Origin of the sequence: Streptomyces iranensis (assembly GCF_017874715.1) — a bacterium.
In the GTDB taxonomy this organism is placed as follows: Bacteria; Actinomycetota; Actinomycetes; order Streptomycetales; family Streptomycetaceae; genus Streptomyces; species Streptomyces iranensis.
Genome location: NZ_JAGGLR010000008.1, coordinates 13,925 through 28,614, shown reverse-complemented (window position 1 = coordinate 28,614; position 14,690 = coordinate 13,925). Strand labels below are relative to the sequence as shown.

General features: G+C 71.5%; 15 protein-coding genes. 7 read left to right on the top strand and 8 right to left on the bottom strand.

Annotation, left to right across the window (positions count from 1 at the left end; translation table 11 throughout):
* Positions 1-1,155: an alanine racemase gene (alr, locus tag J2Z30_RS15600; protein WP_044571605.1), complete on the bottom strand. Its 1,155-nt coding sequence runs from the start codon at positions 1,153-1,155 to the stop codon at positions 1-3.
* A gap of 121 nt (positions 1,156-1,276) precedes the next feature.
* Here alr and J2Z30_RS15595 point away from each other — a divergent pair, with 121 nt between their 5' ends.
* The gene (locus J2Z30_RS15595) at positions 1,277-2,740 is read left to right on the top strand and encodes a bifunctional ADP-dependent NAD(P)H-hydrate dehydratase/NAD(P)H-hydrate epimerase (RefSeq protein ID WP_044571610.1); all 1,464 of its coding nucleotides are present in this window, start codon (positions 1,277-1,279) and stop codon (positions 2,738-2,740) included.
* A 268-nt stretch (positions 2,741-3,008) separates the two neighbouring features.
* Here the strand turns inward: J2Z30_RS15595 and J2Z30_RS15590 are convergent, their stop codons facing one another.
* On the bottom strand, positions 3,009-3,575 hold the full coding sequence (locus tag J2Z30_RS15590; RefSeq protein ID WP_044571611.1) for a GNAT family N-acetyltransferase: 567 nt from the start codon (positions 3,573-3,575) through the stop codon (positions 3,009-3,011).
* Positions 3,572-4,849, bottom strand: coding sequence for an NsdA family TPR-like regulatory protein (locus tag J2Z30_RS15585; RefSeq protein WP_044581582.1), 1,278 nt, complete (start codon positions 4,847-4,849; stop codon positions 3,572-3,574). The genes J2Z30_RS15590 and J2Z30_RS15585 overlap by 4 nt, the downstream gene beginning before the upstream one ends.
* A gap of 268 nt (positions 4,850-5,117) precedes the next feature.
* Between J2Z30_RS15585 and J2Z30_RS15580 the strand changes: the two genes are divergently transcribed.
* From J2Z30_RS15580 to J2Z30_RS15570, 3 genes are all read left to right on the top strand, one after another.
* Positions 5,118-5,435, top strand: coding sequence for a hypothetical protein (locus J2Z30_RS15580; RefSeq protein ID WP_044571613.1), 318 nt, complete (start codon positions 5,118-5,120; stop codon positions 5,433-5,435).
* 120 nt (positions 5,436-5,555) lie between these two features.
* The gene (locus tag J2Z30_RS15575) at positions 5,556-5,723 is read left to right on the top strand and encodes a hypothetical protein (protein ID WP_209468725.1); all 168 of its coding nucleotides are present in this window, start codon (positions 5,556-5,558) and stop codon (positions 5,721-5,723) included.
* Between the two features lie 14 nt (positions 5,724-5,737).
* A complete protein-coding gene (locus J2Z30_RS15570; RefSeq protein ID WP_044571614.1) occupies positions 5,738-6,103 on the top strand; it encodes a hypothetical protein in 366 nt (121 codons plus the stop codon).
* A 394-nt stretch (positions 6,104-6,497) separates the two neighbouring features.
* On the opposite strand, the gene J2Z30_RS15565 is transcribed toward J2Z30_RS15570, so the two are convergent.
* Together J2Z30_RS15565 and glmS are read right to left on the bottom strand one after the other, a co-directional pair.
* Complete coding sequence (locus J2Z30_RS15565) at positions 6,498-6,866, bottom strand: holo-ACP synthase (protein WP_044571618.1); 369 nt, start codon at positions 6,864-6,866, stop codon at positions 6,498-6,500.
* A gap of 37 nt (positions 6,867-6,903) precedes the next feature.
* Positions 6,904-8,751: a glutamine--fructose-6-phosphate transaminase (isomerizing) gene (glmS, locus tag J2Z30_RS15560; RefSeq protein WP_044581584.1), complete on the bottom strand. Its 1,848-nt coding sequence runs from the start codon at positions 8,749-8,751 to the stop codon at positions 6,904-6,906.
* Between the two features lie 95 nt (positions 8,752-8,846).
* On the opposite strand from glmS, the gene coaA reads away from it, so the two are divergent.
* Both coaA and J2Z30_RS15550 read left to right on the top strand, forming a co-directional pair.
* Positions 8,847-9,857, top strand: a complete 1,011-nt coding sequence (gene coaA / locus J2Z30_RS15555) for a type I pantothenate kinase (protein ID WP_044571620.1) — start codon at positions 8,847-8,849, stop codon at positions 9,855-9,857.
* Between the two features lie 13 nt (positions 9,858-9,870).
* Complete coding sequence (locus J2Z30_RS15550; RefSeq protein WP_044571622.1) at positions 9,871-10,791, top strand: DUF389 domain-containing protein; 921 nt, start codon at positions 9,871-9,873, stop codon at positions 10,789-10,791.
* A 147-nt stretch (positions 10,792-10,938) separates the two neighbouring features.
* Here the strand turns inward: J2Z30_RS15550 and glmM are convergent, their stop codons facing one another.
* The 3 genes from glmM to rplM form a co-directional block, all read right to left on the bottom strand.
* Complete coding sequence (gene glmM / locus J2Z30_RS15545) at positions 10,939-12,297, bottom strand: phosphoglucosamine mutase (RefSeq protein WP_044571624.1); 1,359 nt, start codon at positions 12,295-12,297, stop codon at positions 10,939-10,941.
* Between the two features lie 140 nt (positions 12,298-12,437).
* The gene (gene rpsI / locus J2Z30_RS15540) at positions 12,438-12,941 is read right to left on the bottom strand and encodes a 30S ribosomal protein S9 (protein ID WP_044571626.1); all 504 of its coding nucleotides are present in this window, start codon (positions 12,939-12,941) and stop codon (positions 12,438-12,440) included.
* Positions 12,942-12,982: 41 nt separating this feature from the next.
* Positions 12,983-13,426, bottom strand: a complete 444-nt coding sequence (gene rplM / locus J2Z30_RS15535) for a 50S ribosomal protein L13 (protein ID WP_044571628.1) — start codon at positions 13,424-13,426, stop codon at positions 12,983-12,985.
* Between the two features lie 381 nt (positions 13,427-13,807).
* On the opposite strand from rplM, the gene J2Z30_RS15530 reads away from it, so the two are divergent.
* Positions 13,808-14,674, top strand: a complete 867-nt coding sequence (locus J2Z30_RS15530; protein WP_078956730.1) for a hypothetical protein — start codon at positions 13,808-13,810, stop codon at positions 14,672-14,674.
* The last annotated feature ends 16 nt before the right edge of the window (positions 14,675-14,690 follow it).

Sequence of the window (14,690 nt, the reverse complement as noted above, 5' to 3'; positions counted from 1 at the left end):
TCAGTTCCCTGTGCCCCCGTCCTCACCTACATAAACGCGGGGAATACGGGCCGAGATCCTGGTCACGATCTCGTAGCCGATCGAGCCCACGGCCCGCGCCCAGTCCTCGACGGTCGGCTCGCCCCGGTCCCCCGGACCGAACAGCACCGCCTCGTCCCCCGGGGCGGCGGTGTCGCCGCCCAGATCCACAACGAACTGGTCCATGGCGACCGTGCCCGCGATGGTCCGCCACTTTCCCGCGACCAGTACCGGGCCGGTGCCCGAGGCATGGCGCGGGATGCCGTCCCCGTAGCCGACGGGCACCAGCGCGAGGGTCGTCTCGCCGGGGGTCACATAGCGGTGCCCGTAGGAGACGCCGTGCCCGCCCGGCACCCGCTTCACGGAGGCGAGCGCGGCGGACAGCGTCATTACCGGGCGCAGTCCGAAGTCGGCGGCCGTGCCGAGTTCGGGGCTCGGGCAGATGCCATAGGTGGAGATGCCGGTCCGGACGAGGTCGAAGTGCGACTCGGGCACGGTCAGGGTCGCCGGTGAGTTGGCGATGTGGCGCACCTCCGGCCGCAGCCCCGCCTGTTCGGCGTGCGCCACCATCTCGCGGAAGACCGACAGCTGGGCGGCGATGGACGGATGGCCCGGCTCGTCCGCACACGCGAAGTGGGACCACAGCCCCGTCACCCGGATGGCCCCTTCCGCCTCGGCGGCGCGGGCCTCGGCGACCAGGGCGGGCCAGTCGGCGGGCTGGCAGCCGTTGCGGCCGAGCCCGGTGTCCGCCTTCAGGTGCAGCCGCGCGGTACGTCCGCACGCGCGGGCCGCGGCGACGGCCTCGCGCAGCGCCCACAGCCCGCTGGCCGAGACGTCGATGTCCGCCTCGACGGCCCGCCGCCAGGGGCCGCCGGGCGTCCACAGCCAGCACATCAGCCGACCCGTGTCCCCCGCCGCCCGCAGCGCGAACGCCTCCTCCGGCGTGGCCGCGCCCAGCCAGTCAGCGCCCGCCGCGCGGGCGGCGCGCGCGCACGGGACCATGCCGTGGCCATAGGCGTCCGACTTGACCACGGTCATCAGCTCGGCCGTGGGTGCCGCGGCGCGCAGCGCCCTCACGTTGGCCCGTAGGGCGGCCAGATCGACCACAGCACGGGCGCGCATCGGTGTCTCGTCCATCTCCGTCAGTCTCTCAGGCCCGTCCCCCGACCGGAGTGTGTGCTTCTGCGCTTCTGCGCATCTACGCACGGAGTGCCTCGCTTCCACGCAAGGAGTGCCCTCAGTTCGGGAGACTATGGGCATGAGGATTGCCTACAGCGTCGAGACCGTACGGGCCGCCGAGCGCGAGCTGATGGCACGGCTGCCCGAAGGAGCACTCATGCAGCGCGCGGCGGCGGGACTCGCGGCCGCGTGCGCCGATCTGCTGGGCCGGGTGTACGGCTCCCGGGTGGCCCTGCTCGTCGGCAGCGGCGACAACGGCGGCGACGCGCTCTACGCGGGCGCCCGCCTGGCCCGCCGCGGCGCGGGCGTCACGGCGGTACTGCTCAACCCCGACCGGGCGCACGGGGGCGGCCTCGCCGCCTTGCGGGCGGCGGGCGGGCGGGTGGCCGCCGTTGGCGGCGGAGGCGAGGCGACCGGTGACGCCGAGGCGATCGTCGCCCGCGCCGATCTCGTCGTCGACGGCATCGTCGGCATCGGCGGCAAGGGCGGGCTGCGGCCCGACGCGGAGCGGCTGGTCCGGGCGGTGCGCGGCACCCTCGTCGCCGTGGACCTGCCCAGCGGGGTCGACGCCGACACGGGCGAGGTGCGCGGCTCCGCCGTACGCGCGGACGCCACGATCACCTTCGGCACGTACAAGCCGGGGCTGCTCATCGACCCCGCCCGCACCCACGCGGGCGCCCTGCGGCTGGTCGACATCGGCCTGGACGCGCACCTCCCGGCCGACCCCGACGTGGCGGCGCTGCAGCACGAGGACGTGGCGGCGCTGCTGCCCAGGCCCTCGGCGGAGAGCGACAAGTACCGGCGCGGCGTGGTGGGCGTGGTCGCGGGCTCCGCCCGCTACCCGGGCGCGGCCGTGCTGGCCGTCTCGGGCGCGCTGCGAGGCGGTGCGGGGGCCGTGCGCTACGTCGGCCCCGGGGCCGACACCGTCATCGCGCGCTTCCCCGAGACCCTCGTCCACTCCGGGCCCCCGGCCAAGGCGGGCCGGGTCCAGTCGTGGGTCGTCGGCCCCGGCCTCGGCGACGGCGCGGCGGCCCGGCACTCCCTGGAGGACGTCCTCGCCTCCGATGTCCCGGTCCTGGTCGACGCCGATGGGCTCCATCTGCTGCCCACCGACAGTGACCTGCGCAAACGCGAGGCGGCCACGGTCCTCACCCCACATGCGGGCGAGGCGGCGGCGCTGCTCGGCGTGAGCCGCGAGGAGGTCGAGGCGGGCCGGCTGGCCGCCGTACGGGCACTGTCCGAGCGCTACGGCGCGACCGTGCTGCTGAAGGGGTCGACCACGCTGATCGCCGCCGAGCACCAGCCGGTACGCGTCAACCCCACCGGCGTCGGCTGGCTGGCCACGGCGGGCAGCGGCGATGTGCTGTCCGGCCTGATCGGCTCCCTGCTCGCCACGGGCCTCCCCGCCCGCGACGCGGCCTCGGTCGGCGCCTACCTCCACGGCCTCGCCGCCCGCCGCACCACGGCCCCGCATGGCGCGCCCATCGCCGCGTACGACGTGTCGACGGCGCTGACGGACACGTGGCGGGACGTGCTGGCCTGAGGGTTCCGCGGGGTCCGCGGGGTCCGCGGGGTCCGCGGGGTCCGCGGGGTCCGCGGGGTCCGCGGGGTCCGCGGGGTGCGGGTGCGTGGGTGGTGCGCCGGGGTGCGTGGGTGGTGCCGGGGGCGGGGCCTCCGGGGCGGCGCCCTGGACCGTATATTTACGGCGCCATTGGCCGGGGGCTTGCGTGGGCCGGAGATCGGCGCCACAAATACACGTAAGCGTCCAGGACACCACCCCTGCGACCCCGCCCCCTCCCGCCGTCCCGCGGCTACCCGCCCGATCCGCGTAGGTCGAGCACCATCACGTCATGCAGCACCGCGCCCTCCCACGGGCGGGCCTCCCCCACCTTGCGGTACCCCCACGACCGGTACGCGGCCTGCGCGGCCCCGACGTCCGGCCGCGCGTTGAGCAGCGCGCGCTCCACCATGGTGTCGGCGAGCACCGCCTCGTGCATCCGGCGCGCCACCCCCAGACGGCGCCACGGGGCCCGTACGGCGAGCTCCATCAGCCCGAACGTCCGCCACCCGTCCTCACGGCGCAGCTCGTCGTCCACGGGCGTGGTGAGCCGGTTCCACCAGCCGGTGCTCGGGCTCAGCGGATAGCCATAGGCGATGCCGACCGGCTCACCGTCGCCCGTGCGGGCGAGTGCTGCTGAGAAGGTCTTCTTCCGGACCTGCGAGCGGAACCGCCGGAAGTTCGCGTCAACTGAGTCCGAAGTCTTGTCGTATGGCGGTTCGGCGAACGCCTCGGCATAGACCAGAGTGAACGCGTCCTCAGCCCGCGCCGCAGCGGCACCATCCATGCGCTCAACCGTGATCGTCTCTGGCGTCGTCATCGGTCGCCCCCTCTCGTTGTCTCGCGGATGCGCTCCACGGTGTCTCGCGCAGCGGGAACATCGGCGCGCACGGCGATCCGCTCGAATGTATGCAGGCGACGACGCAACTTCTCCGAGGACACCCCGTTACAAGCGTCGAGTACGCCCATCATCTCGTGGCACGCCTCCTCCACCTCGTTCGTGTCGAACAGCGTCTGCGCGAGTCGGGCCCGGTACCAGGCCGTGTTGCGGGTGTAACCACCGCCGAGACCGACAACCGCCGAGCGCAGGAACGGGACGGCCCGCGTGAGCTGTCCTTTCCCGGTGTAGTAGGCCGCCGTCGCGTAATCCACCTCGACAGGACCAGCGAACCGCGCCCACCTCGGTACGTCCGTGTCCGTATCCGTACGCCCCTGGTAGGAAACGGCTCGGCTCAGCGCACGGCCTGCACTGGCCGAGTCGCCCGCATGCGTCGCCGCACTGGCCTCGCGCAGTGAGATCACCAAATGCACCGTGGCACCCGCGCCTGCCCGGCGGGCAAGGCTGTACGCGTTCTCGACAGCCGATGCCGCCTCCCACATGCGACCTGTATCGGCGGAGAGCAGGGAAAGCGTATTGAGCGCGCGAACCTGCAAGAGGGGTTCGTCGATGAGCTGTGCGGCCGTCATCGCCTCCATACAGGCGGCGCGAGCCTGTTCAGGAGGCCCACCGTCGTATCCGAACCAGGCGCGGTGACAAGCGAGTTCACAGAGCATGGTGTGAAGATCACGGCCCACTCTGCTCATGTAGACGCTGCTGTTGAGCACGCGCGTGATCTCCTGCTCCAGCTGCGTGGCACGCGCCTTCGCGGGAATTCCGCCCGACCGGTGGTCGACGGTGTAAAGATCGGCCAGCCGTGCGCGGAACGCCGCCACCTCACTCGCACCGACACGCGGCCCTTGCCCGCTCGGGAGAACCGCCGCCGCCGCGATCGCACCCGGCCCCGTGACGAACGATCGACGTTTCACCTCTCCATCGTCGCCGATCCTCTCGACGGTCGAATAGCGATGCGAAGGGACATCGAATCCCATCTCGGCAAGCGGTAGACCGAACATCGCCTCCAACACGGCCTGTTGACTCGGGTGCGGTAACGGCGGCGGCGACTCGCTCTCCCACCGACGGAGCTGGCGGACGCTCACCGAGGCGTCGATGCGCAGTCGGGCAGCCTCGCGGGCGAAGGCCGCGACGAAGGTCACCTGCGTGTATCCCGCCGCGCAGCGCAGCGATGCCAGCTTTCCCAGCGTTGTGCCTGCCATCCGCATCCCCCACCACTTGCGAACCGTCCCCCTCACCGTAGCGATTTCGCCCACCCGGCATAGACGGAAACGTCCGCCTAAATGTCCGGTCCCAGATGGCCTGCGGTTCCCGCCGAAACGGTGGACTTACACAAGACCCCCGCGACGTTGCGGGACGTCCGGGGGCATGGCCCACCAGCTGACAGGAGCTGATGAACATGAACCACTTTATGGCCAATACCCCCAAATGGGTGAGAGCGATTCTCGCCCCTCTCCGGGAGGCCGCCGGATGAACACGATGACCGGCCTGCGCTTACTGCCCTGGTCCGATCCGGAGGGCAAGCCGTGCTATCTGGCGTCGGACAGCGACAACAGTCCCCTGAACCGACGAGCGGACCAGGTCGAGGCACTCCAGCTGTCCATGGGGACGGAGCTCCTCGGCCACGCCCAAGCCCTGCTGGGCGAACACAAAGCAGATACAAGAGAGCTCCGTTTCCTCACGAACCGGCTCTGTGAGGCACTGCGCGACGCACTGCGGGTGGCCGAGAGCCGAGGCAGACGCCTGCCTGTCCGAATGACGGAACGGGCCGGGCCGACGGGCGAGTAGCCTCAGAGAAGCCGGGAGGAACCTGGCCGGGTCCTGTGCTACCTCGCTGAGCAGGTGTTTCAGAGCGCCCTTCGGCAAAGTGCCCTGGCAGAAGGTCAGTCCTTTCGGCACCAAGGTGCCGTGCTCGCGAATCTGGCCGCCATCGGCATCAAGCGCAAAAAACCCGGAGCATCCTCCGGTTACGTCGCTCGTAGACTCCAGGCCCTGCGTACGGACCTCGGCTCCCTCGCCCGCGATGTGCGGGTTGCCGAGTTGGATGCCGAGATCAAGGCACTGAGCGTGAACTGACGAAAGAGGCAGGGATGTCGCGGACCGAGGGTGCCCGGCTGTTCCGGGAGGCGTGGATCGCGGGAGTGCGGCGGCACTTCCCCGGGGAGCCCAAGCCGGGATATGTGACCCCCTGGGAGGAGACCCCGGAGTGGGAGCGGGTGGCTGCCGGGGCGGTGTACGAGCAGGTGAGGCAGTTCCTGGAGGTGAGCGAGGGGCACGCGGGGCGACTTACGCGGGAGCAGAAGGGGCGCTTCGTCGCTACGTGCTGGACCGCCCAGATGTACCGGCACTTCGAGGACCCGAAGCCCGGGTACGTCGCCGACTGGCCGGATCTTCCCGGGTGGCAGCAGGAGACGGACGCGGACATCTTCGAGGCGATCGTGAAGGACGCCGACTGACCGGCATCAGGCCCCAACGGTCGTGGAACGGCCCTGGCGGGCGCACCCGATCGGACGGGGCCGGGGCCACCGGCGGGTAGCCGCAGGACGGCGGGAGGGGGCGGGGTCGCAGGGGTGGTGTCCTGGACGCTTACGTGTATTTGTGGCGCCGATCTCCGGCCCACGCAAGCCCCCGGTCAATGGCGCCGTAAATATACGGTCCAGGGCGCCGCCCCGGAGGCCCCGCCCCCGGCACCCACCACGAACAGCAGGCGCACCACCCACGCACCCGCACCACACCCGTCACCGGAGCGACCGCGCGGGGTCCGGGGCGGAGCCCCGGCGGGGGTGTGGGGGCGGAGCCCCCGCGCCCACACCCGCACCCGCCCACACCCGCCCACACCCGCAGCCGCCCTCACCCCTCCGCGATCACCACCGCCGACGCGACCCCCGCGTCATGGCTCAGGGAGACGTGCAGGCCCCGCACCCCCAGCCGTTCCGCGCAGGTGGCGACCGTGCCGCGGACCGAGAGGCGGGGGCGGCCGCTCGGTTCGGTGAGGATTTCGGCGTCGGTCCAGCGCAGGCCGCCGGGGGCGCCCAGGGACTTGGCCAACGCCTCCTTGGCCGCGAAGCGGGCGGCCAAGGAGGCCATGCCGCGGCGCTCCCCGCTCGGCAGCCACAGCTCGCGCTCGACGAACAGGCGGTCCGCCATGCCGGGGGTGCGCCGCAGCGCGTCGTCGAAGCGGTCGATCTCGGCGACGTCGATTCCGACGCCGATGATCACGGTGTCGCTCGACGAGGCACTCGACCGGCCCGACGGCTCACTCGACCGTCACCGACTTGGCCAGGTTCCTCGGCTGGTCGACCTCGTTGCCGCGCGCCGTCGCCAGCTCGCACGCGAAGACCTGCAGCGGCACGGTCGCGACCAGGGGCTGCAGCAGCGTGGGCGTGGCGGGGATCTCGATCAGGTGGTCGGCGTACGGGGCCACCGTCTCGTCGCCGCGCTCGGCGATCACGATGGTGCGGGCGCCACGGGCCCGGATCTCCTGGATGTTGGAGACGATCTTGTCGTGGAGGACGGAACGCCCGCGCGGCGACGGGACGACCACCACGACCGGTACGTCCTGCTCGATCAGCGCGATCGGCCCGTGCTTGAGCTCGCCCGCCGCGAAGCCCTCGGCGTGCATGTACGCGAGCTCCTTGAGCTTGAGCGCGCCCTCCAGGGCGACCGGGTACCCGACATGCCGCCCCAGGAAGAGCACGGTGTTCTTGTCGGCCAGGGTGCGGGCCAGCTCCCGTACCGGTTCCATGGTCTCCAGGACCTCTTCCACCTGGGTCGCGATCTCCGACAGCTCGCGGATCACGGAGAGGATCTCGTCGCCCCACTTGGTGCCGCGCACCTGGCCCAGGTAGAGAGCCACCAGGTAGCAGGCCACCAGCTGGGTGAGGAACGCCTTGGTGGAGGCGACGGCGACCTCGGGACCGGCGTGGGTGTAGAGCACCGCGTCCGACTCACGCGGAATCGTGGAGCCGTTGGTATTGCAGATGGCCAGCACCTTCGCGCCCTGCTCACGGGCGTGCCGCAGCGCCATCAGGGTGTCCATGGTCTCGCCGGACTGCGAGATGGCGATCACCAGCGTCCGCTGGTCCAGGATCGGGTCGCGGTAGCGGAACTCGCTGGCCAGCTCCATCTCGCAGGGGATCCGGGTCCAGTGCTCGATGGCGTACTTGGCGATCATGCCCGCGTGGGACGCGGTGCCGCACGCCACGATCACGACCTTGCTCACCTCGCGCAGCACCGGGGCCGGGATGCGCACCTCGTCCAGGCAGAGGTTTCCGGCCAGGTCGATCCGGCCGAGCAGGGTGTCCGCGACGGCCTTCGGCTGCTCGGCGATCTCCTTGAGCATGAAGTAGTCGTAGCCGCCCTTCTCGGCGGCGGAGGCGTCCCAGTCCACGTGGTACGGGCGGACCTCGGCCGGCGCCCCCTCGAAGTCGGTGACGGTCACACCGTCCCGGCGGGCCTCCACGACCTGGTCCTGGCCCAGCTCGATGGCCTCGCGGGTGTGGGCGATGAAGGCGGCCACATCGGAGGCGAGGAACGCCTCCTCCTCGCCGACGCCGACGACCAGCGGCGAGTTACGGCGCGCCCCGACCACCACATCGGGCGCGTCCGCGTGCACCGCGACCAGGGTGAAGGCCCCCTCCAGCCGGCGGCAGACCTGCCGCATCGCCTCGGCGAGGTCGCCGCAGGACGAGAACGACTCGGCGAGCAGATGCGCCACGACCTCGGTGTCGGTCTCGGAGACCAGCTCATGGCCGCGCTCGGCCAGCTCGGTGCGGAGCGCGGCGAAGTTCTCGATGATGCCGTTGTGGACGACGGAGACCCGGCCCGCGTTGTCCAGGTGCGGATGGGCGTTGGCGTCGGTCGGGCCGCCGTGGGTGGCCCAACGGGTGTGGCCGATGCCGGTGCCCCCGGTGGGCAGCGGGCGGTCGGCCAGCTCCTTCTCCAGGTTGCCCAGCTTGCCCGCCTTCTTGGCCGCCGCCAGCCCACCGTCGGCCAGCACGGCGACGCCCGCCGAGTCATAGCCGCGGTACTCCAGCCGCTTGAGCCCGGCGAGGACGACATCGAGGGCCGACTGCCCTCCCACATAACCAACGATTCCGCACATGGACGCAGCGTACGGCCCCCGGCCCCGGCCCGGGGTGACCGACCCCACGCCTCCACACCGCTCACTCGGCCGGTCCCTGCCATGACAATGAGGGGGTGATCACGTCAACCGCGCGCGCGGCGCGCACCGTGCGCGGCCCGCAGCGGCGGAGCGGCGAAGCGACTCCGTACGTCGATCTGTCCCGCTCCGAGTGGAGCGCGCTGCGGGACAAGACGCCGCTGCCGCTGACCGCCGACGAGGTCGAGAAGCTGCGGGGACTCGGCGATGTCATCGACCTCGACGAGGTGCGGGATGTCTATCTGCCGCTGTCCCGGCTGCTCAACCTCTATGTGGCCGCCACCGGCAATCTGCGCGGCGCGCTCAACACCTTCCTGGGTGACACCAAGCGGGGCACCGGGGCCCAGCCCGGTACACCGTTCGTGATCGGCGTGGCGGGGAGCGTCGCGGTCGGCAAGTCGACCACCGCGCGGCTGCTCCAGGCGCTGCTGGCCCGCTGGCCCGAGCATCCGCGGGTGGAGCTGATCACCACGGACGGCTTTCTGTATCCCAACGCCGAGCTGCGGCGCCGTGGGCTGATGTCCCGCAAGGGGTTCCCGGAGAGCTACGACCGCAGGGCGCTGACCCGCTTCGTCGCCGATGTGAAGGCGGGCCGGGCGGAGGTGTCGGCGCCGGTCTACTCCCACCTGATCTACGACATCGTGCCGGACGAGCGGCTGACCGTGCACCGCCCCGACATCCTGATCGTCGAGGGGCTCAATGTGCTGCAGCCCGCGCTGCCGGGGAAGGACGGGCTGACCCGGGTCGGGCTCGCGGACTTCTTCGACTTCAGCGTCTACGTGGACGCCCGGACCGAGGACATCGAGCGCTGGTACCTGGGCCGCTTCAGGAAGCTGCGGGAGACGGCCTTCCAGGACCCGTCCTCGTACTTCCGCAAGTACACCCAGGTCTCCGAGGAGGAGGCGCTGGACTACGGGCGGATGATCTGGCGGACCATCAACAAGCCCAATCTGAAGCAGAATGTGCAGCCCACGCGCGGGAGGGCCACGTTGGTGCTGCGCAAGGGGCCGGATCACAAGGTGCAGCGGCTGTCCCTGCGCAAGCTGTGAGGAGCGTCGGGCCATGCTGCACTTGAGGTTGATCGTCCCCACCGACCGCACCGAGGCCGTGGTGCGCGCGATCGAGAAGACGGTCGGCACCACCCATCTGGTGGTGCTGCCGGGCGCCGCCCGCGACCCCGCGGGGGACGTCGTCATGTGCGACGTGGCGCGCGAGGCCGGGGACGCGCTGCTGGGCGACCTGCGTGAGCTGGGTCTTGACGAGGCCGGTTCGATCGCGGTGGAGAACATCGACCTGTCGCTGTCCAAGCGCGCCGACAAGGCGGAGGAGGAGGCGCCCGGCGAGGGCGCGGACGCGGTCCTGTGGGAGCACCTGGCGGACGCCACCCACGAGGAGTCCACGCTCTCGGTCACCTATCTCGCCTTCCTCGTCATCGCGACGATGATCGCGGCATGCGGTGTGGTGCTGGACAACGCCATCCTGATCGTCGGTGCGATGGCGGTCGGCCCCGAGTTCGGGCCGCTGGCGGGGCTGTGCACCGCGCTGGTGCGGCGCGCGCCGCGGCTGGCCGCCCGCTCGGCGATCGCGCTGCTGGTCGGATTCGCGGCGGCGATGGCGCTGACCACCGGCTTCAGCATCGCGATGGACGCGGTGGGTCTCTTCGGCAAGGACATGCTGGAGCGTGCCCGGCCGAACACGGACTTCATCTGGAAGCCGGACATGTTCTCGTTCGTGGTCGCCGTGCTCGCGGGGATCGCCGGGACGCTCTCGCTGACCTCGGCGAAGTCCGGCGCGCTGGTGGGCGTGGCGATCTCGGTGACCACGGTGCCGGCGGCGGCCAACGCGGCGGTGGCCCTCGGGTACGGCGAGATCGACCAGATGTGGGGCTCGACGGAGCAGCTGCTGCTGAATCTGGTGGGGATCGTGGTGGCGGGGACGCTGACGCTGCTGGCGCAGAAGGCGTTGTGGGGACGGCGGAGGTAGGGTGCGGGGCTCCGCCCCGGACCCCGCTCCTCAAACTCCCCCAGCTACCGCTGGGAGGTGCCCCCTGGAGGGGCTGGAAAATCCAGCCCCTCCGGCGCGAGGAAGCGACAGGACGGCCTCCGTGCCCCGACTGCGAGCGCGCGGCGCCTAGCCCAGGGCCGACTTGACCGCGTCCGCCAGGCGCCCCGCGACCGAGCGGGCCTGCTCGATGTCGGCGGCCTCGACCATGACCCGCACCAGCGGCTCCGTGCCCGAGGGGCGGAGCAGTACCCGGCCGGTCTCGCCCAGCTCGCGCTCGGCCTCGGCGACGGCCGCGGCCACGTCCGCGCTGGAGGCGACGCGGGACTTGTCCACGTCGGGGACGTTGACCAGCACCTGCGGCAGCCGCTCCATGACGCCCGCGAGGTCGGCCAGGGTGCGGCCGGTCGCGGCGACGCGGGCCGCCAGCAGCAGACCGGTGAGGGTGCCGTCACCGGTGGTGGCGTGGTCGAGGACGATCACATGCCCGGACTGCTCGCCGCCCAGGGCGTAGCCGTGGGACTTCATCTCCTCCAGCACATAGCGGTCCCCGACCGCCGTCTGGACCAGCTGGACGCCCTCGCGCCGCATGGCCAGCTTGAAGCCGAGGTTGGACATCACGGTGCCGACCACCGTGTCCCCACGCAGGTCACCCGCCTCGCGCATGGCCAGGGCCAGGACGGCGAGGATCTGGTCGCCGTCGACCTCGCGGCCCGTGGCGTCCACCGCGAGACAGCGGTCGGCGTCCCCGTCGTGGGCGATGCCCAGGTCGGCCCGGTGCTCCACGACGGCCGCCTGGAGGCGGGCGAGATGGGTGGAGCCGTAGCCGTCGTTGATGTTGAGCCCGTCCGGGTCGGTGCCGATCGTCACGGCCTCGGCCCCGGCCCGCGCGAACGCCTCCGGGGAGACCCGGGCGGCGGCGCCGTGCGCCCCGTCGATGACGACCTTGAGACCGTCGAGCCGGTTGGGGAGGACGCCGACCAGATGGGCGACATAGGCGTCGAAGCCCTCGTCGTAGTCCCGGACCCGGCCCACCCCGGTGCCCGTCGGCCGGTCCCACGGCTCACCGGAGGCGTGCGCGCGGTAGGTGGTCTCGATACGGTCCTCCAGCTCGTCGGCCAGCTTGTGGCCGCCGCGGGCGAAGAACTTGATGCCGTTGTCGGGCATCGGGTTGTGGCTCGCGGAGAGCATCACTCCGAGGTCCGCGTCCAGCGCCCCGGTCAGCTGCGCGACGGCCGGCGTGGGCAGCACGCCGACCCGCAGTACGTCGACCCCGGCGCTGGCCAGCCCCGCCACCATGGCCGCTTCCAGGAACTCCCCGGACGCTCGCGGATCCCGCCCGACCACCGCCACCGGTCGATGGCCCTCGAAGGTTCCCGCCTCGGCGAGCACATGCGCCGCCGCTACCGACAGGCCGAGCGCCATCTCAGCCGTCAGATCGGCGTTCGCGACGCCGCGCACACCATCCGTACCGAAGAGTCGTCCCACTGGTGTCCTCCGAAGTTACGAGCTGGGGGGCTGAAGCTTGCTTGTAGGTATACGCCCCCCGATGGCGATAGCCGAACGCCCCGGAGGCACAGGTGGTGCCGCCGGGGCGTTCGGGTGAAGCAGCGGTGCCGCGATGGGCGTCAGCGCTTGCTGTACTGCGGCGCCTTACGGGCCTTCTTCAGACCGGCCTTCTTACGCTCGGTGGCGCGGGCGTCACGGGTCAGGAAGCCGGCCTTCTTGAGGGGGCCGCGGTTGTTGTCCACGTCCGCCTCGTTCAGCGCGCGGGCGATGCCCAGACGCAGCGCCCCGGCCTGGCCGGAGACGCCGCCGCCCGAGATGCGGGCGATGACGTCGTAGCGGTCGTCCAGCTCGAGCACCTTGAAGGGCTCGTTGACTTCCTGCTGGTGAACCTTGTTGGGGAAGTACTCCTCGAGAGTACGTCCGTTGATCTTCCACTGCCCGCTGCCCGGCACGATGCGGACACGCGCCACGGCGTTCTTGCGGCGGCCGGTGCCGGCGGCGGGCTGCGGGTCACCGAAGCGGGAAGCGAGCGACTCGGAGGTGTACTCCGACTCGACCGTCTCGACGCTCTCGGTGGTGTACTCCTCGACATCGAGGGGGGTCTCGGCGGTGGTCTCGGCCACGATGCTCCTCAGATTCTCTTCGTCGTAAGGGGTGGCCGGGACTACTGCGCGACCTGGGTGATCTCGAACGGAACCGGCTGCTGAGCGGCGTGCGGGTGCTGGTCGCCCGAGTACACCTTCAGCTTCGAGAGCATCTGACGGCCCAGGGTGTTCTTGGGGAGCATGCCCTTGATGGCCTTCTCGACGGCCTTCTCCGGGCTCTTCTCCAGCAGCTCGTCATAGCGGATGGAGCGCAGACCACCCGGGTAGCCGGAGTGGCGGTACGCCATCTTCTGGGTCCGCTTGTTGCCGGAGAGGTGCACCTTGTCGGCGTTGATGATGATGACGAAGTCACCAGCGTCGACATGCGGCGCGTACACCGGCTTGTGCTTGCCCCGCAAAAGGGTGGCGGCCTGGGTGGCCAGACGGCCCAGAACCACGTCGGTGGCGTCGATGACATGCCACTGACGCTGAACGTCGCCGGGCTTGGGGCTGTACGTACGCACGGTCGTAGCCTTCGCTTCTTCAGTGAGTGGAGTCTCCCCGAGCCCGCGAGGGCCGGGAGGACAGGTCCGGACAAGGCCACCCGGACGATCACGACAGCCGTGGCCGCACCTCGGTGACGCATGCCGAGTGCTTGCCGCTGGTCATCGGCCCGGTGGACCGGCGTAACGGCCTCTCACGTGAGAACGAGCAAGCCAATACGCATAACGAACTGGCAGAATACCGGCCCGCCCCCACCCGGGTCAAAACGCCCCCCACGCCCCTCACCCGGGCCCCGGCCGCCGCCGCAGCTGCCTGCCCGCCGGGGCACTGGGGCCTCGTGCGACGGGCTGGGACCCGCCGGCGGGTCCATCCTGTCACTCGGCCGGTCTAAGATGCGCGCCATGAGCTTTGGGCAAGGGGGGCCTTATGGGCCCGGGGGTTCTCAGCCGCCTCAGCCGTCGACGCCGGACTGGGCGGCGCTCGCCGATCAGTCCGCCGCGCGCAGCCGCCGCCGCAAGTTGCTCTTCATCGGGGGCGGGGCGCTGGCGACCGCAGCCGTGGCCGCGATCGTCGCCACCGCCGTGGTCAGCAGCGGCCACAAGGACAGCGGGGGCGGCGATTCGGCCGGTGGGCTGCCCACCCCGCAGGACCTGCCCAGCGAGTCGGGGACGCCCGAGCCGACCTTCTCCAATGTGGCGCCGCCCGCGCCGCCGAAGCCGCTGGACATCATCTCCAGCGCCCGGCGGGACAAGGCGCCGCTGAGCGCGGCCACGCTCTTCCCCGACAAGCGTGCCGCGAAGGACGACCGCTCGTACACCAGGGCGGCGTCGGCCTCCACCACCAGCTGCTCGGCCGCGACCCAGGGGGCGCTCGGCTCGGTGCTGGTGAACAACGGCTGCCGCAAGCTGCTGCGCGCCACCTTCACCCGGGACGGCGTCGCGGTGACGATCGGTGTCGCCGTCTTCGACGGCAAGGCGGCGGCCGAGAAGGCCAAGGACCGGTACCAGCCGAACATCGCCTCGCTCTCGGGCGGGGGCGTCCCGACCTTCTGCCGCCGGACGGCCTGCCAGAGCTCGGCGAACGCGATCGGGCGGTACGCCTACTTCACGATCTCCGGCTATACGTCGGGCAAGGCGGTCACGTCGTCGGACACCGCCACCGTCCAGGCCGGCCGCGATGTGGCCGACTACACCTTCCGCCGGATCCTGGCCCGGGGCAGTGCCCAGGCGTCGGCGGAGGCCGCCTCAGCCGCCTCCGCCACCAACTGAGACCGGGCCGGTCGGC